The sequence below is a fragment of the Neolewinella lacunae genome (assembly GCF_014349155.1).
In the GTDB taxonomy this organism is placed as follows: domain Bacteria; phylum Bacteroidota; class Bacteroidia; order Chitinophagales; family Saprospiraceae; genus Neolewinella; species Neolewinella lacunae.
Map to the genome: position 1 here is coordinate 80,402 of NZ_JACSIT010000138.1, position 21,045 is coordinate 101,446.

Sequence of the window (21,045 nt, forward strand, 5' to 3'; positions counted from 1 at the left end):
CGTCGTATGAGCCAAATCAAGATCCCCTCCGAGAACGGTAACCTTTTGCTGACCAAATCGACCAAGCTGGTCGGGATAAAAAAGCACGTAGAAGGCGCGGAGCTGGACGCCGTAGAAAGCAACGTGATGCCCAACCTGGGGGGCTTTGAAGTGGTGACGCTCAACCCCGCCGAAGACGTTGATGAAGCCTTGGATCAGGTGCGGGCCCGCGAAGATGTGGCCATCGGTACCCACGTGTACTTCGCGGAAGGCGACAACCGCCCGGTCATTGCCACGGGCATCATCTACTGTGAGATGGCCGAAGGGGTGGGCAAGGAAGAGCGGCAGGTCGTTTTAGACGCTTTTGCGCTGGAAATCCTGGAAGACCGCGAAGACGGCACCATTGTCTGCAAGGTGACCGAGCGCAGTCCCAACCCGCTTAAGGTCGCCGCTGCCCTCACGAAACTCAGCATGGTACAAAAAGCCTACCCGGATTTGGACGTACCGTTGGACCAGTACTTCATGGAGCCGCGGGACGGGCTGCTGCCCAACGCCTGGCACCTGGAGAACACGGGGCGGGTGAGTGACGTGCCCAATTTCCCCCTCAAGCCCGGCGCGGATGCCAAGGTGCGGGCCGCCTGGCGCCGCATGGGCAACCTCGGTTCCAGCAACGTGGTGGTGGCCGTTATTGACAACGGCTTTGACTTAAACCACCCCGACCTGCGGGGCAAGGTGGTTGCCCCGCTCAACATTGCCAGCGGGGGCAATGACATCCCGGCCGGCAGTGGCCACGGCGACCACGCCACCCCTTGCGCCAGCGTAGCCGTGGCTTCCGCGAATGGCAGTGGCCTGGTGGGGGCCGCCCCGATGGCCCGTCTGATGCCTTTGCACGGACTGACCTATTCCAAATTCCTGACCGAGCGCATGTTTACCCACTGCATCCGCAACGGCGCCGACGTTATATCCTGCAGCTGGGGGACGATCGACCCGCGCTACCGACCGGGCTCGGAACACGAACGCGCCATCCGGCAGGCCCTCACCTCGGGCCGCAACGGGAAGGGCTGTGTGGTCGTCTTCGCCTCTGGCAACGAAGGGCGGGAATACATCAATTACTACGCTGCCATCCCCGGTGTCATTGGGGTGGGGGCCAGCACGAGTTCCGACACCCACGCCAGCTATTCCAACCGGGGCCAGGGGCTTAGTGTGGTAGCTCCTTCCGACGGGGGCTGGCCCATCATCGCCGCCCGCGCCAGCTGGGACCAGGGCAACCCCGGCATGCCCGTCAATAAGCGCTACTACGTCGATGGGGTCGACCGCGGCCCATTCTACAAGCATTTCGGGGGAACCAGCTCAGCTACCCCGCTGGTGGCTGGCGTATGCGCCCTGATCCTTTCCGCCAACCCCGACCTGACCAGCGCGCAGGTGAAGTCCATCCTGGAAAGTACGGCCGATAAGATTGGCAATGCCTGGGATTACGACAGCCGCGGCTATTCTACCAAATATGGCTTTGGGCGGGTGAATGCCGACCGCGCCGTAGCCGAAGCACTTCGACTCCGCAGTATAGGCACCACGCAACCCACGCAGCCCACTGCGCCTACCCCACCGGTGGTTACCGTACCGACCCAGCCTACCCGGCCACCAGTCAACACGACGCCCACGACACCCACTGCTCCTACAACCCCCACGGCACCTGCGACCGCGCCCAGTACCCCACCCGTCTCGGGCACGAACCTCTACCGCTTCAGCGTGCAAGGCATCGGCACGGCGGGCTTTGGCCTGCAGGTCTCCGTCAATAACGAATTTGCCCTGGTGCTGCGCGAAGTCGAGGAGCTGGAACGCAAATACCGCCTGCCGGTGATCGTGCACATCAGTACGCTGAACGGGCGCACCGCCTTCCGCATCATGATGGGCCCCTTCGCTACGCAAGCCGAAGCCAATACCGCCAAAAGCAAGATGGTGTCTATGGGCGCGGCAGAGCCGTGGTTGCGGGCTTTAAGTGGAGTGTAGGGCTATTTTGCCTTTGGGGCATATCGGGCAATATGCGTTTGAATATCTAGCGTGGTTTAAAATCCACCTATTTAACCCACGCCGCCCAGGGGATAACGAAAGGCAAAACCAATACCCATACCAAGAAAAATACCGCCATCCCCGAGGGATAAACTTGATTATTTTTGATGGCCGGTAAGGCAACCACCAAAAGCCAAATGCCTTTATAAATGAGTTGCAGTAACAGGACGGGGGAAAACGACAGGGGCCTCCAAAGCCCCAGCACCGAAATAAGCGCAATGGCTAACCATAAGCAACCGATCAGGCGGATGAATTCGGCTGAAGGATAGGCATTTTGAAACACCGTTGCTGCGGATATCCTGGGGAAAAACAAAGACGTAATTCCGATGTATCCGGCTACTACGATATTGGCCAGATAAATAATCTTTATTCCAGTCATAGTTTTATACACTCTTATGTCCATTATTTTCCACAACGTAGCAAAGACATCGTTGGAAAGCAGGGTAATCCATTAACTTGGGGTGATTAAATTCCCCGGCTTTGGTCATGCCTATTTTCTTCATCACATTCTCGGATTTGGCGTTATCGGCCGTACAGGTTGCGATGACTTTTCGGAGGCCCAACTGCCCAAAAGCAAAATCGAGGCATCTTTTGGCTCCTTCCGTTGCGTATCCCTTTCCCCAGGCGCTTTTTTTCAGCCGCCATCCGATATCGACTGCCGGAGTAAAGTCTGAGGCGTAATCCTGGTAAGCCAGGCCAATAAAGCCAATAAAGGTTCCTGAACTTAAAATTTCGGTGGCAAAATAGGTATAGCCGTTTTGCTGGTATTGTGCTTGCAGCCGCTGGATGAATTGGTCGGTTTCGTTTTTATTCAGGCGTTTGGGAAAGTGCCGCATCACTTCTTCGTCCGCGTTGATGGCGGCGAAGGCGTCCAGGTCGCCCGGGATCCAGTCCCGAAAGCCGAGTCGTTCGGACGTAAAAAGGTAGGCTTTCTCCATCTGGGTTAGATTGTGGGGCACGCTGCCTCTCCGGGTGGTTTGCCCGGGGGGCTAAAATAGGCTTCTTGCTTCCCTTCTACCAAAGAAAAAAGTGCGTCAGGGAAAGCACAGTGCCGCCCCTGACGCAGTAGTCAATACTTTCCAGGATGATCAGCCGATCACCCGCTTATCTTTCGCCACAAATTTTGCGAAGCCGAGGAGCGCACCCGTTACCATCAGGTTACGGAAGAAATTGACCATTTCCAACTCTTGCTCACGCGCGAGGTCTGGGGACATCATTCCCTCGGTGCCCAGTTCGTGACCCATCGCCCGGGGGAGGTGGACGAGCAGCGCCATCAGCACGACATACAGGGCCATCATGGCGTAGGCCAGCTTATCGAACTTCCCGATCACGGCGCTTACGATGAAAGCCAGTATACAAACCAGGGTGAAGTAATTCCAGAAATAAGGGAATGGCAAGTAGTCGGGGACGAACGACGCGCCCACTTCCGGTTTCCCCAGGTGCAACCCTACGTACAGCAAGAAAGACAGCGGAAACAGGTACTTTCCGATGTGGAGTATTTTATCCATTGTTTCTGCTTAATTGCCTGGGAAGGGGATGAGCGGCCGAATTTCTACTGAGCTGCCTGGGTACTTTAATATCGGGCAGGTTTTGCTCCATTCCTGGACCTCTTCCAGGCTGTCTGCTTTACACAGCAAGAAGCCCGAAACCAGTACGCTATCGGCCTCCTTGTGGGGGTGACCCTGGGCTACGCCACTATGGTTGACGATGGACGCGTCGTAGCGCATGGGGGCGGTGTGGAGCAATTTACCCTGCATTGCGATGTGGCCTATCCAAGCCTGCCACCTGGGCATATCTTCGGCCATGTCCTGGGAAGTGGACAGGTATCCGTCTGCGGCACTGGCATTACGGAATAATAAAAGAAACTCTGTCATTGCTGGAGAGATTAAACGGTGAACGATACCGCAAAGATCCCGGCCAGTATTTTCCCCGACGATGACAAAAGTCTACAATTTCGCTTTTAGCCGGCTGAATACATCTTTATTGATGCCGAGGTAAGAGGCAAGGAGTTTGCTGGACAGCCTGGTCAGCAATGCCGGGCGGTTTTCCATCAACCACTTGATGCGGTCGAGGGCAGAAAGGGAGACGAAGGTATTGATGCGATAGACTGAATTGGCATAGGAAGCCTCCAGAATTTGCTTGTAAACCTTATCAAACTGCGGAACGGTTTCCATCATTTCCTGAAATCCATGGCGATCAATCGCAAAGAGTTCGCAAGGCTCCACCGTTTTAATGTTTTCGCTGGCGGGCTGGCCGCTGCCAAAGCTGATGAGCTCGCTGCACCAGTTATCTTCGATTACGATGTCTCTGGTGGTTTCGTTCATGTCGTTGTCGTAAACGTAAACTTGTAAGCACCCTTTGGCCACGAAATAGACGTACTTGCATACTTCGCCTTGGGTGAGCAATTGTTGCTTTCTTTTGGTTTCCACCCGTTGGAATTTGGCCAAGACCAAGTCGAGGTTGTCGAGATCATTACCCAGCCTTTTGCTGAGGTGGTGCCTTAGTGTCTCCATTTTTTTGCACTTGTGGTATTCTTCGGTGGCTCACTGCACTCTTCCCTGCGGGCCGCGCGCCAGCGTTTTTCAGGTCCTGAGGCGTAAAAATAGGGCTGTGGGGATGATTTTTCCTAGACTGTAACTCTTTTCACGGCACTTGGCAGGCCCTCGGGTCTTTTCCTTACTGGTACAGCGCCTACTTGATGCTGAAGGTGCAATAGGATCATGAAAAAAATTAGTTATTGCGGATGTCCGGGCCAACTGCTTTTTACTTACATCTTTATTCGTCAGTTGGTGAACTTAATCAGAACATAAGTAAGGACGTAAGCAAAAACGGGAGCGATTGCCCAAATGGTAAAGAATCTTTGCACGGTATTCTTTCCAAAGGTTCTCTTAAATCCGACTTTGCTGACACTCAATGCAATGAATGCTACTCCATTTAACTGCACCAGTGAAGTAGGAATGCCTTTCGTCACGGAGGCGACTAAAAGGAGAGTGGCAGTAATGACCGCAATTATGGTCGCGTAGAAAGGAGAAACTTCCACGATATCTTTTCCAGTTGTCTCTGTCACCTTATGCCCCAACAAGGAACTTCCGATGGCAAAACAAGGAGCGACAATCAAAACGGATAAGATGATAATGGGCAGAAAGTTTTTGATCGATCCCTGCCCAATTTCATTGGCGGTTAACGAAGCGATGGGTGCCGCAGCGTTGGCTACGTTGTTGGCTCCGATGGAGAAGGCGACGTATAACGAGGATAGAATCAAAATTGCCTTCAAGCCTTTGTGCCGACTCAAGTGCGCATAATCATCGGTAAAAAATTTGGCTTTGAGCAAAGGAAAAACCCATTTTGATAGGCTCAGCATCATTAAAAAGGCAATAATCGGGAGAATGACCCAGGTAGGGATGACTTCGTAAAACAGTTTGCGGGTATTGAGGCCGTCCAAAGCTGTTGCAGCACCAGCAATTGAAAGTACGGTAGCTTGACTGGTAGACTGTGGCACTCCCATCAAGTTCGCTACCAGTATGGACACACCAATGGTAAATAAAATAATAGAAGTATTCAAAGGGGTAAAGTAGGAATGATCCAGCAATCCATCACCCAGCGTTAAGGAAACTTCTTTACCAGCAATCAAGGCCCCGGCCAGTACCATGATGCCAAATAGCCCAGGTATCAGCGTTCGCTTTAACACATTCGCTCCGTAGGCCGCAGAAAACGCAGGGGCCGTTCCACTGCCACCCATATTCATGGCCAAAAACATGGCCAACAGAAATGGGACTGTTAAATTGGTGAATAATTCCGACATGGATCAAAATTTCCCCCTCCCAGCTTTTGAAGACTGGAAGGGGGACAGCTAGTAGTAGAAAAAAAAGTGCACTGGGCGCGTAGCAAACCAAACTCTGCCCAAAATCTCGAAAAAAGCTAAAACAAATTATAGCGCAGGGTGATGCCGTAGGTACGGGGGTCACCAAGCACGCCTGCATAATGCCCGGCGTTTCCTCCCGCTGCCAGGAGCTGCTCGAAGTAGTCCGTATTGGTGAGGTTTCGGCTCCAGACGTACACCGTGATGCCTTCCTGGGTTCTGAAACCGAAGCGGGCGTTGACCAGCGCGTAGCCATCGATGTTCAGGAAGAGGGACGGGGTTGGATTAGAGGAAAAAGAGGAGCGGTAGAATACGTCAGTGCCGAAAAAGAGTTCTCCTTTTTGCCCGATCAGTTTTCCTCCCGTAAATAATTCAATACCCGAAGCAACCGACCATTTAGAGATGCCAGGGAGTACTTCGCCGGAGATGTCTTTCACTTCATTGCCACCGCTGCCCGTTTCTTCCAGGGGCACGGGGGCATTGGTGAACTTTACGTATTTCCCGTCCGTGTAGCTTACCGAAGTAGTAAACCTTAGGTGTTTCGGCAGGTTATAAGCGCCTTCAATTTCAATTCCGGTCGTTCGTACTTGCTCGGCATTAGCCAGGTACCCCCTGATCACGCCAATTTCAGCGGAACGTACCGTGGTTTGGTAGTTAAAAATATCCGTGTTGAAGAAGGTAAGGTTAAGGGTACTATTTTTCACGGGCCGCGTTTTAACCCCTACTTCATAATGACTTACGCGCTCTGGTTGAACAACTGCCAAGTCTAAGACGGGAACTCCTTCTTCAGTCGGGATTCCCCCAAGGTTCAACCCAACTGGTTTGAATCCATTAGAGTAAGTCGCGTAGCCCATTACCGCTTCACTAAACACATAACGCAGGCTCAACTGTCCGGAAATATTCCAATCGTCTACCTCCGCCTGGAAGGTAAGGGGCGTAAAAACCCTGCGCTGCAAAGCGAGTAGATCCGGATCGGTAGTGACTAAACCACCCGAAACCTTTCGCGAAAAGTCTACTTCCTTCTCATCGTAATTGAACCTAATACCAGGCGTGGCAATCAACTTTTCGGTAATCTTCCAGTCTACCTGGGCAAACAAGGCACCACTAAAGTTTCTGAAACTGGGCCGGTCCTCTTGGGTAAGCCCGTCCAGCAATCCCGGGGTTTCCCAGAGTGGATTCTGGTTGTTTTGGACAAAGCGCCACTGCTCACTTCCCGCTATCTGAGTGTGCGCCCCAATGGGGTCCAATGTTTGGTAGAAAGCAAATAAGCCCACCGTTCCATTTACTTGTTCGTTAATCTCCCCCGAATAGCGTAACTCCTGCGACCATTGGTGGTGAATAGAAGGAGCCTGGGACTTGTTAATGGCATCTAAGCCCGTAAAGTCCCGGTCACTGGAAGGACCCCACTCCCAAGTCCTCCAAGCTGTAGTGGACGTCAATACTCCATTGCCCAATGCAAAGTCTGCATTCAGTGCTACCCCACCCATGTCCTGATCGGAACGCCAGGGGGTATTGGTATCAATGACTCGGTCAAAAGGATTCCGACTGGGCAATTCATAGTTCAAGTCAGCAATAATTTGCTCAAACTGCCGGAATGCAGGTCGCTGCGTAGGTGCGGTACCGGCGTACACTTGGGCGTAGCCATCGGGCCGTTGCCGCGTATAATCCGCCGCCAAATTGATGCTGATGTTTTTGGTAGGCAGGAAAAGGACTTGTCCCCTCACCCCCTGGTTATTGAGGGTGTTGGTGTAGCTTTCGCTGGCTTCATTGTAGATGGTGCCGTCCCGGTGAGTCCCCGTAAAGGATAGCCGGGCAGCGACTTTGTCTTTTACCAGTGGACCAGAAATGGAGGCCTTGGTTTGAATGAACCCGAAGTTGCCAAACGACTGTTCAAAGATCCCCGACGTACTGAAAGTGGGCTTACGGCTAGTGATGTTAAAGGTGCCGGCGGTCGTGTTTTTCCCGAAAAGGGTGCCCTGTGGACCGCGTAATACCTCTATCTGTTGGATGTCAATGAAGTCGAGGGTGGTCGCGGCTGGCCTGGCGTAGTAAACGCCATCGACGTAAAAACCGACGCCCGGGTCAATGCCATCGTTGGTAAGCCCGAAGGTAGAGCCTATGCCCCGAATGTTGAGGGTAGTGTTCCGGGGGTTGGAGGAGTAGAGTTGTACCGAAGGCACCAATTCCTTGACCCGGTTTACGTTGAAGGAGGTGGAGTTATCCAGTTCCCTGGCACCAATCACGGCAATTGGTATGGGAATTTCTTGCACCTCTTCGCTTCGTCGCCGGGCAGTAACGGTCACCTCGTTCAGTGCCGAAGAGGAAGGAAGCAGGTAGATTTCTACTGGTTGGTTGTCAGCAACTTCCACCTGCTTGCCTTCGTAACCCACGTAACTGATCACTAAGGTTGCTGGATAGGTCCCCCCGTAGGAAAGCGAAAACGCCCCGTTCAGGTCGGTGCTGGTGCCGTTGGAGGTTCCCTTTACCAAAACGGTTGCCCCCGTAAGGAGATCAGTGGTCTGCGCATCGTAGACCTTCCCCGTTATGGCCGTCTGCGCCGAAGCTGTTAAGCTGGTCAGTGCCAGCAAGAGAGTAGTGAGTAGATGATTTCTTTTCATTTGGTGCGTTCTTGAGTTTTAAAACCCTTAAATCCTATCATTTTTATAGGCTTTAAGAACAAAGATATAAAACCTTTTAAACCTACCAACTAAGTAGGTCATAAAATTTAAAAAATTTATTGCTGTAGTCGATCCTCTCTGGCAACAATGTCAGCAAGGGTAGCAGCCTGCAGCCGCTTGAGGGTTTCATCCCGGATCTCCATGGCCACTTGGCGGATGCCGCAGGTCCTCTCGTCAATGCACTCCTCACATCGTTCATAAAAGTTAAAGCTCACGCAGGGCAGCAGGGAAATTGCCCCGTCCAGTAGCCGCATCACCCGGGCCATGTCAATGCTCTCCGGAGCACCGTTTAAGGAGTAACCACCGTACTTACCCTTTTTGCTGTTGAGAATGCGGGCGTTCTTGAGTTCCGTTAGAATGGACTCCAAAAACTTCAATGGAATGTTTTGGGCCTCGGCGATCTTGCTTACGGATATGGGTTGCTCTTCCTGGTGCTTAGCAATGAAAACCAGTGCGGTGATCGCATATTTTGCTTTCTTTGATAACACGACGGTATGGATTCAGTAAGTAAAGTGCTCCAGGGGTGAGCTCCTCAATGTGCTCTCCGCTTTCTTGCAAAAAACAAAAGTAGCCAATCTCTGGCCACAAAACCAAGCTGTCCACACAGTAAGTTCCGGTAGCGAAAATTCCAAAATATTGTAAACTAGCGAATTACACTATCCTCTGCCAGCGCAGCAACCCCACTTTAGGACCTTGCCCTACCCTGCCGGCCTTCCCCCCCAAAATCCCCCATCTGCGGGATTTCCCCCAAGGTGTAACACCCCCCACCTTCGCTGCATAAAGCAAAAAACTAACCCAACATGAATCGTTTACTTTTCCTCGGCCTCTTGGCCATCACGCTTTTCACCACTGCCTGCGGAGGCGATGACGATGGGGGCGGACCAGGATTCTGCACCAACGAAACTTTCAGCAACGACATCAGCGCAGCCGTTTCGCGCCTCAGCGACGCAGCGCTTGCCTACTCCAACGACCCCTCCACGGCCAACTGCAACGCCTACAAAAACGCCGCCCGGGACTACCTGGACGAGGTACGGCGCTTCGAGGGCTGCGCCACCCTCAACACCCGCCAGGAATTTCGCGACGCCCTGCGCGAGGCCGAGGAATCGGTGGATATGATCCAGTGCTGATCCCCCAGCGCTTGCCCAAATGAAGAAAGCCCGGCGGAGTGAATACTCCGCCGGGCTTTCTTGTTGGAAGGTGAAAATCAATGCTGCTTGAGCAACAACACCCGCTGTTCGACCGTATCGGCCAGCATCCTGATTTCCAGGGTGTCGGCGTTGAGTTTGTCAACAGCCACGATGCGCTCGGGCGAACCCGCCTGGGTCGTGTCCTGGGCAAAGAGAAATCCCCGCTGGTAGCGCCACTCGCCGGCCTCTTCGTAGCGGAGGGTAGAGCGGAAAGTGTAGCGGTTGTCCGGCCGGAAGACAAACCCGATCTCCGCCGGGTCAATCCGCAGGCTGTCTTGCCCTTGCATCACGCTTACCGCTTCCCACTCTCCCAGGAGCAGCAGGTCATCGCGTTCACAAGCAAAAAGGGCCAATCCGCAAAAGGCAAGGGGGAAAACCCGCAGAAGGTGCATCCGCATTTAGAATATGGTTTCGATGGCAACAAAAACCGCCGCACCAGCCGCAAAGCCGATTAGAGCCAGCCAACTGATTTTTTTGAAGTACCAGATGAAATCGATCCGCTCCATTCCCATCGCCGCCACGCCAGCGGCGGAACCAATGATGAGCATTGAGCCACCCGTGCCCGCTGAATAGGCAATGAAGTGCCACAGTTTATCATCAATAGCGTACTCGGCCAGGTCGTACATACCCATTGAGGCCGCCACCAGAGGAACGTTGTCGATGATGGCAGATAGGAAGCCGAGAATGAAAATGACCCAATCCTGGTTAGGAATAACACTCTGCAGGCTTTCGGCCACGGCGCGCAACGCCCCCACGTCTCCCACCACAATGGTTTCCAGCGCGGCAACGGCCATGAGGATACCGAGGAAGAACAAAATGGAAGACATCTCAATCCGGCTCAAGGCCTTGTGGGCCGAATAAGCCGCCTTACGCTCCTCGTCAAAGTCTTCCTCGGGGTGAATGTACTCCGAGACCAACCAAACCACACCCAGGCTGAGCATCATCCCCAGGTAGGGGGGCAAGTGCGTGAGCGTTTTGAAAATGGGCACGAAGACAATCATCCCCAGGCCCAGGAAAAGCATCGTGCGGCTGGACAGCAGGCGATCATCCCCACCCTCGGGGTTGTCCAATTCATCACTGATAATTTCCCCCTGAAAGGGCTTAAGGAAACTGGCCACCAGAAAGGGCAGGGCAAAACAAACAATGGACGGCACAATCAGGAACTCCATCAAGCCCGCCGTACTTACCCGCTTCCCGATCCAGAGCATCGTAGTAGTAACATCACCGATCGGGGACCATGCTCCCCCCGCATTTGCCGCTATCACGATGAGGGAAACGTACCAGATGCGGAGGTCGCGGTCGGGGACGAGTTTACGCAGCAGCGTAACCAGCACAATCGTTGCCGTGAGGTTATCGATGATGGCCGAAAGGATGAAGCCCAGTCCGCCCACAATCCACAACAGGCGCTTGCGGGACCGGGTACGTACCCAGCCCTTCAGCACGTCAAAGCCGCGGTGCAGGTCCACAATCTCGACAATGGTCATTGCCCCGATGAGGAAGATGAGGATCTCCGCCGTCTTGCCCAGGTGGTGCAGGAGGTTGGCCGTGAAGCCCTCTTCCGCCACCAGGTGGTCCATCGCGTGGTCACCCCCGGCGTCGGTGGCCATACTGAAGATGTGTTCGTGACCATCAATGATGGCCAGCGATCCGTTGTTGAAGCCCAGGCTCAGCAAGGCCCAGCAAAGTGCCCCCATCAACAGCGCCGGCACGGTTTTATCCAGGCGCAAGGGGTGCTCGAAGACAATGACAATGTAGCCAATAATAAAGCAGGCAATGACGGCTGTAAGCATGGTAGATGGTATGATTGATCGTAGTTGGTCAGGCCCTCCCGCCTACCCCGATAGCCGGGATGGGAGGACAGATCCTGGGCGTAATTCCGCGTGCGGTGAAACTACGGAACGACGGTGCAATCAAAAGAAAATTTTGCGAATTAAACATACTTCTCCCCAAATTCCTTCTCCGCACGCTCCCGCAAAGCCTTTATCTCCTGCTCCCGGCTGCGGGGGTAGACGACCAGTACATCGCCCTCATCAATGACCATCAGGTCGTCAATGCCGCCAATGACCAGCAGCTTCCCTTCGGGCCCCCGCACGTAGCTGTTGTGGACGTCCTCCAGCAAGATGGGCCCACCGGCCACGACGTTGCCCGCCCCATCTTTGGGGCTTTCCTGGTACAACGCTCCCCAGGCCCCCAGATCCGACCAGCCGAACTGCGCCGGGATGGTGAAAATATTGTCCGCGTGCTCCATAATGGCGTAGTCCACGGAGATGCTCGGGGTCTGGGGGTAAAACTCATCGATGAAGGCCTGTTCCTCCGGGGTATTATAGCAGGGCAATCCGTGGGAGAGCAGGGCATAAATCTCGGGGGCGTAGCGCTCGTAAGCACTCAGTACCGTTTTGGCCCGCCACACAAAAATGCCCGCGTTCCAGAGATAATCGCCGCTGGAGAGAAAAGATTGGGCAGTGACCAGGTCGGGTTTCTCCGCAAAGCGCCGCACGGGATAGACCCCATCCCGTCCCAGCGCATCGGCAAACTGGATATACCCGTACCCCGTGTGCGGGCGGTCGGGCGCAATGCCCAGCGTAACGAGGGCATCGTTGGCAGCCGTGAAGTCCAAAGCCTTGTTGACGTTGTCCGCAAATAGCCCTTCGTTGAGGATCAGCGCATCCGAAGGGGCAATGACGATGTTGGCATCGGGGTCCAGACCATGCAGTTTGAAGGCCGTATAGGCCACACACGGCGCGGTGTTGTTGCGGCTGGGCTCGCAGAGGATTTGCCCGCCGTCAAGTTCCGGAAGCTGCTCCAGCACCTGCGCCCGGTAACGGCCATTGGTCACTACGAAAATTTTATCCGCAGTAGTTACCCGCAAAAACCGTTCGAAGGTGAGCCGCAGCAGACTGCGCCCGTCACCCATGATGTCGAGAAATTGTTTGGGCTTGGCTTCGCGGCTGGCGGGCCAGAACCGGGAACCAACGCCACCGGCCATGATGGCTACGTAGGTATGAGCGGACATAGTAAGGGGATAAAGGATTAAATAATTAAAGGTTTGAAGGTCTGAAGGATTGAATAATTGAAGGACTGAATAAGAGCTTGTCTAAAATTTTTAAGAACTGATAATCAATGACTTATGGTTCTGGCTAGACAAAAAATTGCGCGCATAGTGAACTACGTAAGCCATTTTTTGTGACGCCAGGCTCATAAGTGCTTGGTTATCAGGAAGTAAAAATTTAGACAAGCTCTAAGCAGTAAGTATTGCATTACAAATGAGTGAAAGCCATGGAGTCTTGTCAGGAAAGGGTGCCATAACTGCCTAACCTATCCCCTGCGGCAGCCCCCTAATCCTTTACTCCTTAATCCTTTAATCCTTCACCAAGCAGATCAGGCCGTCGCTCGCGCGTACGTTTTTCGGCTTCGTTTTCCCGCCATTCGTCAATAGCGGGGAGGTTGCCACTCAGCAGGATGGGTGGCACGGCCCTTCCCCGCCACTCCGCCGGGCGGGTATAGACGGGGGGAGCCAGCAAATCGTCTTGAAAGCTGTCCGTCAAAGCACTGGTCTCGTCGTTGAGCACACCGGGCAAAAGGCGGCCCACCGCATCCACCACCACCGCAGCGGCCAGTTCGCCACCCGAAAGGACGTAATCCCCAATGCTGATTTCCAAGGTAACGTATGCATCCCGAATCCGTTGGTCGATGCCTTTGTAATGTCCGCAAATGAGCAATAAATTTTCGCCCAGGCTCAGCTGGTTGGCCCGCCGCTGGGCAAAACGCTCCCCGTCGGGGGTCAGGTAAATCACCTCGTCGTAAGTCCGTGCAGCAAGCAGCTTGTCGAGAAGATCGGCCAGGGGCTCGCAGCGCATCACCATGCCTGCACCGCCGCCAAACTGGTAATCGTCCACGCTGCGGTGCTTACCGATGCCGTACTTGCGCAGGTCGTGAATGGCCACCGTCAGCAAGCCATCGTCCTTAGCCCGCTGCATGATGGAGTGGGAAAGGGGAGAATCGAGCAACTCGGGCAGTACAGTAATGATGTCGAAATGCACAGGACAGGGGTAAATGAGCCGGTACCGTAGCAGTACACGGCGGGGCAAAGCTACGACACGCGGGACTTAGCGGCTTCGGTTGGCCCGGACTTTGAGGTAACGCGACCAACCATTGTAAATGAGGCGGAAAGGCATCAGCACCGCCGCTACAATGGCCCAAACCCCAAAGAAGCGGTACTCCGCCCGCAGGTAGTTGTTGAGTACTTCGCCCTCCCCCGGGGCAAACTGCCGGATGAGGACATCCGGCCCTTCTTCGTCGAAAAAAATGACGAATGCATTAAAATTTTCCACCATCCAGAAGATCAGGGGAACGAGGGCGAGGCTCAGCAAACCTTGCAGGGTCAGCAAATCCCGCAACCAGCTGATCCGCAACAGGAACAGGTAGCGCGTCAGGGTAATGGCCACCACAATGTACACCAGGTTGGGTACCAGGAAAGGGAAACCGGGCAGTTGGGTATAGATCGGGGCCAGCACCAGGGCCGCCAACAGCAGGGTGAAGGCCCACCAAAGGGATTCGTAAAGCGCCTGGGGAGGCTGGGGTGCACTGGCCATCATCGGAGGTTTGGCACAAAAGTACGGCGGGCGGCACGCAATTACGGGGCGCGGACGCAGGTGCCGGGCAATAGATAAAGGAGCAAAGGGGCAAAGGGGTTGAGTAGTTCATAGTTCAGTAGCTCGTCCACATCCCTTAATCCTTTCCCCCCTTTATTCCCTTAATCCTTTCCCCCCTTACTCCTTTGCCCCTTTAATCCCTTCCCTGGCACCTGCGACCGCGCCCTATAAAACCGGTGGAACACTGAAGGCGTTTTCCTGCCACAACCGTACCCATGTCTGCCCAAGAAAAACCCGCGAACCTACTGCAGCAACTGCGGGATTTCCCCCTCTTTGCCGGGGTGAAAGACAGTGCCCTGCAGTGGCTCATCGACCACAGCCGCTACCGCTGCTACGCCAAAGACGACTACGTTTTTCGGGAGGGGGACCCCACCGACCATATGCAGATCATCCTGGAGGGCAGTTTCCTCATCCGCCGCGAAAAAGGCGGGCGCAAACGCGAACTCGGCGTATGGGAAGCCCCCTACGTAACGGGGGTGCTGCCCTTTAGCCGGATGACTCACGCTGGTGCCGACGGCCTGGCCCTCGAAACAGCCTGCCTCCTGGAATTGCACCGCGATCTTTTCGTCGAAATGGTCAACGTCAGCTACACCCTCGTGCAGGCCCTCGTTGGTGCCATGACCGATCGGGTCCGCGACTTCCAGCAGATTCGGCTGATGGACGAGAAGCTACTGGCACTGGGAAAAATGAGCGCGGGCCTCGCCCACGAACTTAACAACCCCGCTTCGGCCATCGTCCGGTCCAGCCAGGCACTGCATAAGCACCTGGCCCAGACTCCCGTCCGCTTCAAGCAACTGGTAACCATGCGCGTCGATGCCGACGCCGTCGATGAAGTCAACCGCGTCCTCTTCGACCGCATCCAGGCCCGCAGCGATACCTCCGAACTTACGCTGATGCAACGCGAAGCGCTGGGTGACGAGTTACTGGACTGGCTGGAAGACCACGACATTCCCCAGGCCGATGATTTGATCGACACCTTTATCGACTGGGATTTCCACCCCGGGCACCTCGACGCCATTGCCGAGGCCATCCCCCCCGAAGCCCTGGCTCCCGTCATCTGGTGGATCGACACCTCCCTGACCACCGAAAGCCTGGTCAGCGAAATCCAGACCGCTTCGGGCCGCATCGCCGAGCTGATCTCCTCCATCAAAACTTATAGTCATATGGACAGTGAGCCGAGCATGGAGTTCATCGACGTGAGCGAGGGGCTGAAGTCTACCCTGACGATGCTCAAATTCCGCTTTAAGCAAAAAAACGTGTCCCTCAACAAAGAAACCCAACCCAACCTGCCCAACATCAAGGCGCTGGCCGGCGAACTCAATCAGGTCTGGACCAACCTCATCGCCAACGCCCTCGATGCCCTGCCCGCCGATGGGACGGGAAAAATCTCGGTGCGCACCTACCAACTCCGCGATAACCTTTGCGTGGATATTGAAGACAATGGATCGGGCATCCCCGCAGACATCCAAAGCCAGATTTTTGACCCCTTCTTCACTACCAAGGGCGTGGGCGAGGGCACGGGAATGGGCCTCGACATCGTCCAGCGCGTCTTGAAACGGCACGGCGGCACGGTAGGTGTAGAGAGCCAGCCCGGCCGCACCTGTTTCCGCGTATGTTTCCCGCTCTAGTCTTCCCCACCCTCTTTTTCCATCTTCTACCAAGCACGCTCCATGGCCAACGATAAAAAACCCATCATTCTTTCGGTTGACGACGACCAGCAGGTGCTGCGTTCCCTGAAGCGGGACCTGCGCAACCACTTTAAGGATGCGTACCGGATTGTTTCCACCACCAGCGCCCGCGAAGCCCTGGAAGCCACCGAAGAGATCAAAAGAAAGGGCGAAACCATCGCGCTTTTTCTCTCCGACCAGCGGATGCCGGAGATGCCGGGCGTCGAATTCCTGGAAAAGGCCAGGGTCTTTTTCCCCGACGCGAAGCGGACCCTCCTGACGGCCTACTCCGATACCCAGGCCGCCATTAAGGCCATCAACGACGTCCAGCTGGATTACTACCTGCTCAAACCCTGGGACCCGCCGGAAGAAAAACTCTACCCCGTGCTCGATGAGCTTTTGGAAGACTGGCAGTTGGGTTACCGCCCCGACTTCCAGGGCATCAAAGTTGTTGGCTACCAGTATTCCCCAAAATCCCACGACCTCAAGGATTGGCTGGCTTCCAACCTCAAGCCTTACCAGTGGGTCGATGCCCACAGTGAAAAGGGCGAAGAGCTGCTGGCCCTGCACCATTGCAACAACAAGGAACTGCCCCTGGTGATCCTCGAAGACGGTGCAACGCTGCCGGCTCCCTCGCCCGCCGAACTGGCCGAGCGCCTGGGGATGAGTGCTTCGGTGGCCGAAGATCTTTACGACGTGGTCATCGTCGGTGGAGGGCCCGCTGGCATGGCCGCTGCCGTGTACGGTGGTTCGGAAGGCCTGAAAACCCTCCTCATCGAAAGCCGGGCGCCGGGGGGACAGGCCGGAACGAGCAGCCGCATCGAAAACTACCTGGGCTTCCCCAGCGGCATCTCGGGGGCAGAGCTGACCCGGCGGGCCATGGCACAGACGCTCCGCTTCGGCGTAGAGGTTGTCACCCCCCGGGAAGTAGCGGACATCCGCATCCAGGACAATTACAAAATTCTCACGCTCGACGACGGCAGCGAAGTGAAGAGCCGGGCCGTCATCCTCACCACGGGGGTACAGTACCGTCGCCTGGAAGCCGAGGGAGCCGATACTTTCAGCGGTGCCGGTGTCTACTACGGCGCGGCCATGACGGAAGCCAAATCCTGCGCTGATCAAACCATTTACGTGGTGGGAGGCGGTAATTCCGCCGGGCAGGGGGCAGTGTACCTCTCCAAATTCGCCCGGGAAGTCAATATCCTCATCCGCAAAAACGATCTGAGCTCCAGCATGTCGAGCTACCTCATTGACCAGATTGAGGGCATCAGCAACATCAGGGTAATGGGGTTCCGGGAAATCGTTAAAGTCTGTGGAGACGAAGACCACGTGGAACGACTCGTGATTCAAAACCTTCAGGACGGCAGTACTTACGAGACACCCGCCGACGCGGTGTTCATCTTCATCGGCGCACGTCCGCGGACAGGGTGGCTGGAGCGGGGTAAGATCCTTACCGACGGGCGGGGCTTTGTCCTTACCGGCCAGGCGCTGGTCGCTACGCCAGAACTGCGCAAAAGCTGGCCGCTGGAAAGACCGCCCTTCCTGCTGGAAACCTGCCAGCCTGGGGTCTTCGCCGCTGGCGACGTACGTTCCGGGGCCATGAACCGCGTAGCCAGCGCGGTGGGCGAAGGAGCGATGGCCATCAAGTTTGTTCACGAATATTTGGCGGAGAACTGAGTATGACTGAGGGCCGGCCAGCCTTCCCTCTCCTGCAAGGCGACTCCAACTATAGACTTATGGCTACCAGGCGGGAGGCATAAGTTAACGACCCCAGCCACTGCGCATCGCTTCAAACAAAGCGTAGGCGGCCAACGCTACCTTAAGCAAGAGCGAGACGAACTCCAGCCAGGGCTTTTTGCGGGCCAACTCCCCCGTACGTTCCGTGGGCGTCAAGGGATAGGTAACGATAACAACGATGATGTCCCGCAGCCGGTCCCGATCCTCCCGCTCAGGATCGGTGGGGGCATCTTTTTGGGTTTGCGGGGCGGATTTGGATTCGTGAGATGACATGCGGGAGACTATTTACAACAAATTTAGTATTTGCTGTTTTTAAAAACAAACAAATTGTTTAAATTAACAAACAATTTGTTTCCCGCTCAGCGAATGGAGGAGAATCTGGGCTTGGTTCACCGAGTCCTAAATGCAAAACAGCGCCGCTGGCCCGGAGCCAACGACGCTGTTTCATGCAATTCTTTCTGAGCACCGGGCTTAGTAGCTCCAGAGATCTTGTTCCATGTTCAGGATTTCCTGTTTGATCCGCTCGGCTTCCATCAGGCGCTCGCGGCCGTCGAGGAGGTAACCTTCGATGCGGCGATCGAGTACGTTACTTTCCTTGGTGATGTAACTGTTGAAGTAGCGGCTTTCGAAAACGTCTTCCCAACTGCGGTTGGCGGCGTCGTTGCCGGCCACGTGGGCATTTTCGTTGGCCAGCATCTGCCGGGCTCCGGGGTAGTACACCCAGAACATGGGCAGTTCGTAGAGGAAGGTACCGTTCTCGTCAAACACATCCTTCAGGGGTGCGATGCCGAGGATGCGGACTTTCATCGTGCTGCTTTCTTTGTCGAAGAACCAAATCTCCTGGAGGCGGTAGCGGCGAATATCGGCTGGGTTGAGTTCGCGGGGAACGTACTTGTAAGTCAGCTCGTAGGTTTCGGGGTCGGGCACGGCGATCGTATCGACGCCGCCGGCGATGGCATCCCGCTCCAATTGGGTCAGTGGCGTGGTGAATTTATCGTCCAGGGTTCCATAGAGCTGGATCAGATTGGTATCGGCCGCTTCCAGCAGGATGGTGATGAGGGGGCGCTGGGGGTTAGCGAAGGGGAGGTTAATTTTTTCCCGTACGTCCAGCACGCGCCAGATGCGCTTTTGCCACATGATGTCCGCTTCCCGCACTTCCTCGTAAGGCAAAATGCTGCGCTCCACTTTGGTGCGCTTTTCAACAATGTCGTTAACGGGCGTAAGGAATTGGTTCTGGGAGGGATCGTTTTGATTGTTCAGCTCGAAGTTGCCAGAGCCACTACCCTGGGGGTTGGTGGGACGTTGAGCAACCAGCACCGAAGTGGTGGCGAGCAAAAGCAGGAGGGCCAGTTTGAAAGCTACCTTCATGGGGGATGTAGTAATTAAGGGAAGTTGGAAGGATACAGGCATCGAACGCGCGTTGCCATTGCCCTAGTGTGAAAGCAGTGAAAAAAAACGAGCCTCCGGAGGCATTTCTCCGGAGGCCCGCAAAATTCCGTTGAATATCTGGCTTTTCCAAAGCGGAGCCGCCAACATTAACGCTTTTACTGGATATTGAACACCATTTGACCGATGTCACGACCAACTTGATCGCCGGGGCAACGGGCCTTGATGTTGTTGGCGTAGTAGGTATCACCCGGGCGGGCGCGGGTAACCAGGCGGCGGCTGGCTTCGTTGAAGTTGCCACCGGGGTTAACGGACGGGACGGCGTCTTCCCGCTGGGGGACGTAGACCAGTTCGAAGCCCTGGATTTCGCAGCGGGCATCGAAGTCAAAATTCTCCAACTTGGCGTAAAGGCCGTTCTGGGATTTGAAGTCGTTGCTGCGGATTTTACCCCCGCGAGAGGTACCCAGCATGGCGATGGGGTCGGGGATGCGCTTAACCCGGAAGTCGAAAGAGCCCAGTTGCTGGCCATTGGCCGTAACGTTGACCTTGGCTTCACCTACACTATTGCCTCTTACTACCAGGTTCTTGTTGTCTCCGGAAGCCTTAGACGCCGCGCCGGTAACCGTTACCCGTACGTCGCCGGAAGACACCCCAGCGGCCGCAACCGTTACGGGGTTGTCCACACCGATGTAGAACACGTTCATCTTATCGGCAGAAACAGAGACGGAGCGCTGGCCCACTTCATACACAAATTTACCTTCCCCGGTTTCGGTCTTACCCGTCAGCGGGTTGGTAACGGAAACGGAAGTAGTAAGGGTCTTTTGTCCAGTACCTGAACCCGTGATGCTGAAATCAGCGGTACCGTCGGGACCAACAGTCAGGCGCTGGCCATTTACGCGCAGGTCAATGTTGCTGGGATCGAGGTTGGAGCTGTAGCTACCAACAGAAACCTTCGCCGTAATTTTCTCTCCTCCGATAACGTAACTCTTGTCTGCGGAGAAGACGGGGAAGAATTTGTCGAATTCAATGGTCTTACCACCCGCAACGCTTACCAGGTCATTGACGAGGTTCGCTTCGGAGACTTTAAGGTCCGACTTCATTTGTGACATCAGCGGAAGAACCGCAGCGACGGGCATGTGGCCGAACTTGAACTCGGACCAGCTTTCGCGGTTCGCTTCTTTCCACGCCTCATCGTCAATGTTGAAAGGCATGTTCTCGGCAACGCTCTGAATTTTCCCAGCAATGGCAGTTGGGGAAAGGTCCATGTTTTCACCGTGCTCATTGAGCAACTTGCTGTAGGTATCGATGAGGCGCTGACGGGTTTCGATGATTTTGGCCTTGAGTTCCTCACCGACGCCGGGTTCACCGCCGGAGCCGTCGTCACCGAGGACGAGCAGGCGGGTGGTTACGTCTTTGTTCTTCTGGCCGCGCTCTACCAATACGCCGTGCTCCATCTTGAAGTCGTCGTCGTCTACCTCACCGTTGTTGTTGCCCGACATATCGATGAGCTGGTTGCGGAGTTGATCAACGTAGGTACTGAATTCGGTAGAGATGGTCTGGATCTCTTTAATCGCGGGGAGGATGGGCTTAAAGTTGACTTTGGAGTCGTCCTTAAGCAGTTCTTCCACACCTTTGATCGTCTCCGACATCTGGGTATTAACGGTGGCGATACTTTCCTGGTTACCGTTGTCCAGGGTTTTGAAGGCATTCATTACCTCGGCGGATACGTTGAGGGCCAAAAGGGCCATCAAAACGAGGTACATGATGTTGATCATCAACTGCCGGGGTTCCTTTGGAATTGACATACTGATCTAAATGAGTTAGCACCCGGCG

20 protein-coding genes are annotated in these 21,045 nt (G+C 55.0%); 4 read left to right on the forward strand and 16 right to left on the reverse strand.

Going from position 1 to position 21,045, the window contains the following annotated elements; all coding sequences use genetic code 11:
* The first annotated feature begins 6 nt into the window (after window positions 1-6).
* Window positions 7-1,986 (forward strand): S8 family serine peptidase, encoded by a 1,980-nt coding sequence (locus tag H9S92_RS15050; RefSeq protein ID WP_187467523.1) that lies wholly within the window; start codon window positions 7-9, stop codon window positions 1,984-1,986.
* A gap of 67 nt (window positions 1,987-2,053) precedes the next feature.
* Here H9S92_RS15050 and H9S92_RS15055 read toward each other — a convergent pair whose 3' ends face one another.
* The 8 genes from H9S92_RS15055 to H9S92_RS15090 all read right to left on the reverse strand — a co-directional run bounded on the left by H9S92_RS15055 (window position 2,054) and on the right by H9S92_RS15090 (window position 9,071).
* Entirely contained in the window at window positions 2,054-2,425 is a 372-nt protein-coding gene (locus tag H9S92_RS15055; protein WP_187467524.1) for a hypothetical protein, read from the reverse strand.
* Between the two features lie 4 nt (window positions 2,426-2,429).
* On the reverse strand, window positions 2,430-2,984 hold the full coding sequence (locus tag H9S92_RS15060; protein WP_187467525.1) for a GNAT family N-acetyltransferase: 555 nt from the start codon (window positions 2,982-2,984) through the stop codon (window positions 2,430-2,432).
* 150 nt (window positions 2,985-3,134) lie between these two features.
* On the reverse strand, window positions 3,135-3,554 hold the full coding sequence (locus H9S92_RS15065; protein WP_187467526.1) for a hypothetical protein: 420 nt from the start codon (window positions 3,552-3,554) through the stop codon (window positions 3,135-3,137).
* A gap of 9 nt (window positions 3,555-3,563) precedes the next feature.
* A complete protein-coding gene (locus H9S92_RS15070) occupies window positions 3,564-3,920 on the reverse strand; it encodes a YciI family protein (protein WP_187467527.1) in 357 nt (118 codons plus the stop codon).
* Between the two features lie 72 nt (window positions 3,921-3,992).
* Complete coding sequence (locus H9S92_RS15075; protein ID WP_187467528.1) at window positions 3,993-4,559, reverse strand: Crp/Fnr family transcriptional regulator; 567 nt, start codon at window positions 4,557-4,559, stop codon at window positions 3,993-3,995.
* A 269-nt stretch (window positions 4,560-4,828) separates the two neighbouring features.
* Complete coding sequence (locus H9S92_RS15080; protein ID WP_187467529.1) at window positions 4,829-5,848, reverse strand: inorganic phosphate transporter; 1,020 nt, start codon at window positions 5,846-5,848, stop codon at window positions 4,829-4,831.
* A 116-nt stretch (window positions 5,849-5,964) separates the two neighbouring features.
* The gene (locus H9S92_RS15085) at window positions 5,965-8,523 is read right to left on the reverse strand and encodes a TonB-dependent receptor (RefSeq protein ID WP_187467530.1); all 2,559 of its coding nucleotides are present in this window, start codon (window positions 8,521-8,523) and stop codon (window positions 5,965-5,967) included.
* 116 nt (window positions 8,524-8,639) lie between these two features.
* Entirely contained in the window at window positions 8,640-9,071 is a 432-nt protein-coding gene (locus tag H9S92_RS15090; RefSeq protein ID WP_187467531.1) for an RrF2 family transcriptional regulator, read from the reverse strand.
* Window positions 9,072-9,383: 312 nt separating this feature from the next.
* On the opposite strand from H9S92_RS15090, the gene H9S92_RS15095 reads away from it, so the two are divergent.
* Window positions 9,384-9,710 carry a hypothetical protein gene (locus tag H9S92_RS15095; protein ID WP_187467532.1) on the forward strand — a complete coding sequence of 109 codons (327 nt, stop codon included), beginning with the start codon at window positions 9,384-9,386 and terminating at the stop codon, window positions 9,708-9,710.
* A gap of 77 nt (window positions 9,711-9,787) precedes the next feature.
* On the opposite strand, the gene H9S92_RS15100 is transcribed toward H9S92_RS15095, so the two are convergent.
* The 5 genes from H9S92_RS15100 to H9S92_RS15120 all read right to left on the reverse strand — a co-directional run bounded on the left by H9S92_RS15100 (window position 9,788) and on the right by H9S92_RS15120 (window position 14,365).
* Window positions 9,788-10,168: a hypothetical protein gene (locus H9S92_RS15100; protein WP_187467533.1), complete on the reverse strand. Its 381-nt coding sequence runs from the start codon at window positions 10,166-10,168 to the stop codon at window positions 9,788-9,790.
* The gene (nhaD, locus tag H9S92_RS15105; RefSeq protein ID WP_187467534.1) at window positions 10,169-11,560 is read right to left on the reverse strand and encodes a sodium:proton antiporter NhaD; all 1,392 of its coding nucleotides are present in this window, start codon (window positions 11,558-11,560) and stop codon (window positions 10,169-10,171) included.
* Between the two features lie 140 nt (window positions 11,561-11,700).
* The gene (locus H9S92_RS15110; protein WP_246463902.1) at window positions 11,701-12,783 is read right to left on the reverse strand and encodes a mannose-1-phosphate guanylyltransferase; all 1,083 of its coding nucleotides are present in this window, start codon (window positions 12,781-12,783) and stop codon (window positions 11,701-11,703) included.
* Window positions 12,784-13,120: 337 nt separating this feature from the next.
* Window positions 13,121-13,810, reverse strand: coding sequence for a tRNA (guanosine(37)-N1)-methyltransferase TrmD (gene trmD / locus H9S92_RS15115; protein ID WP_187467535.1), 690 nt, complete (start codon window positions 13,808-13,810; stop codon window positions 13,121-13,123).
* A 66-nt stretch (window positions 13,811-13,876) separates the two neighbouring features.
* The gene (locus tag H9S92_RS15120; protein WP_222936126.1) at window positions 13,877-14,365 is read right to left on the reverse strand and encodes a hypothetical protein; all 489 of its coding nucleotides are present in this window, start codon (window positions 14,363-14,365) and stop codon (window positions 13,877-13,879) included.
* 272 nt (window positions 14,366-14,637) lie between these two features.
* Here H9S92_RS15120 and H9S92_RS15125 point away from each other — a divergent pair, with 272 nt between their 5' ends.
* Together H9S92_RS15125 and H9S92_RS15130 are read left to right on the forward strand one after the other, a co-directional pair.
* Window positions 14,638-16,050 carry a sensor histidine kinase gene (locus tag H9S92_RS15125; protein WP_187467537.1) on the forward strand — a complete coding sequence of 471 codons (1,413 nt, stop codon included), beginning with the start codon at window positions 14,638-14,640 and terminating at the stop codon, window positions 16,048-16,050.
* A 42-nt stretch (window positions 16,051-16,092) separates the two neighbouring features.
* Window positions 16,093-17,766: an FAD-dependent oxidoreductase gene (locus H9S92_RS15130; RefSeq protein WP_187467538.1), complete on the forward strand. Its 1,674-nt coding sequence runs from the start codon at window positions 16,093-16,095 to the stop codon at window positions 17,764-17,766.
* A gap of 84 nt (window positions 17,767-17,850) precedes the next feature.
* Here H9S92_RS15130 and H9S92_RS15135 read toward each other — a convergent pair whose 3' ends face one another.
* The 3 genes from H9S92_RS15135 to porM form a co-directional block, all read right to left on the reverse strand.
* Window positions 17,851-18,099: a hypothetical protein gene (locus H9S92_RS15135; protein ID WP_187467539.1), complete on the reverse strand. Its 249-nt coding sequence runs from the start codon at window positions 18,097-18,099 to the stop codon at window positions 17,851-17,853.
* A gap of 198 nt (window positions 18,100-18,297) precedes the next feature.
* Window positions 18,298-19,194: a type IX secretion system ring subunit PorN/GldN gene (gene porN, locus H9S92_RS15140; RefSeq protein ID WP_187467540.1), complete on the reverse strand. Its 897-nt coding sequence runs from the start codon at window positions 19,192-19,194 to the stop codon at window positions 18,298-18,300.
* A gap of 176 nt (window positions 19,195-19,370) precedes the next feature.
* Entirely contained in the window at window positions 19,371-21,017 is a 1,647-nt protein-coding gene (gene porM, locus H9S92_RS15145; protein ID WP_187467541.1) for a type IX secretion system motor protein PorM/GldM, read from the reverse strand.
* Between the last annotated feature and the right edge of the window lie 28 nt (window positions 21,018-21,045).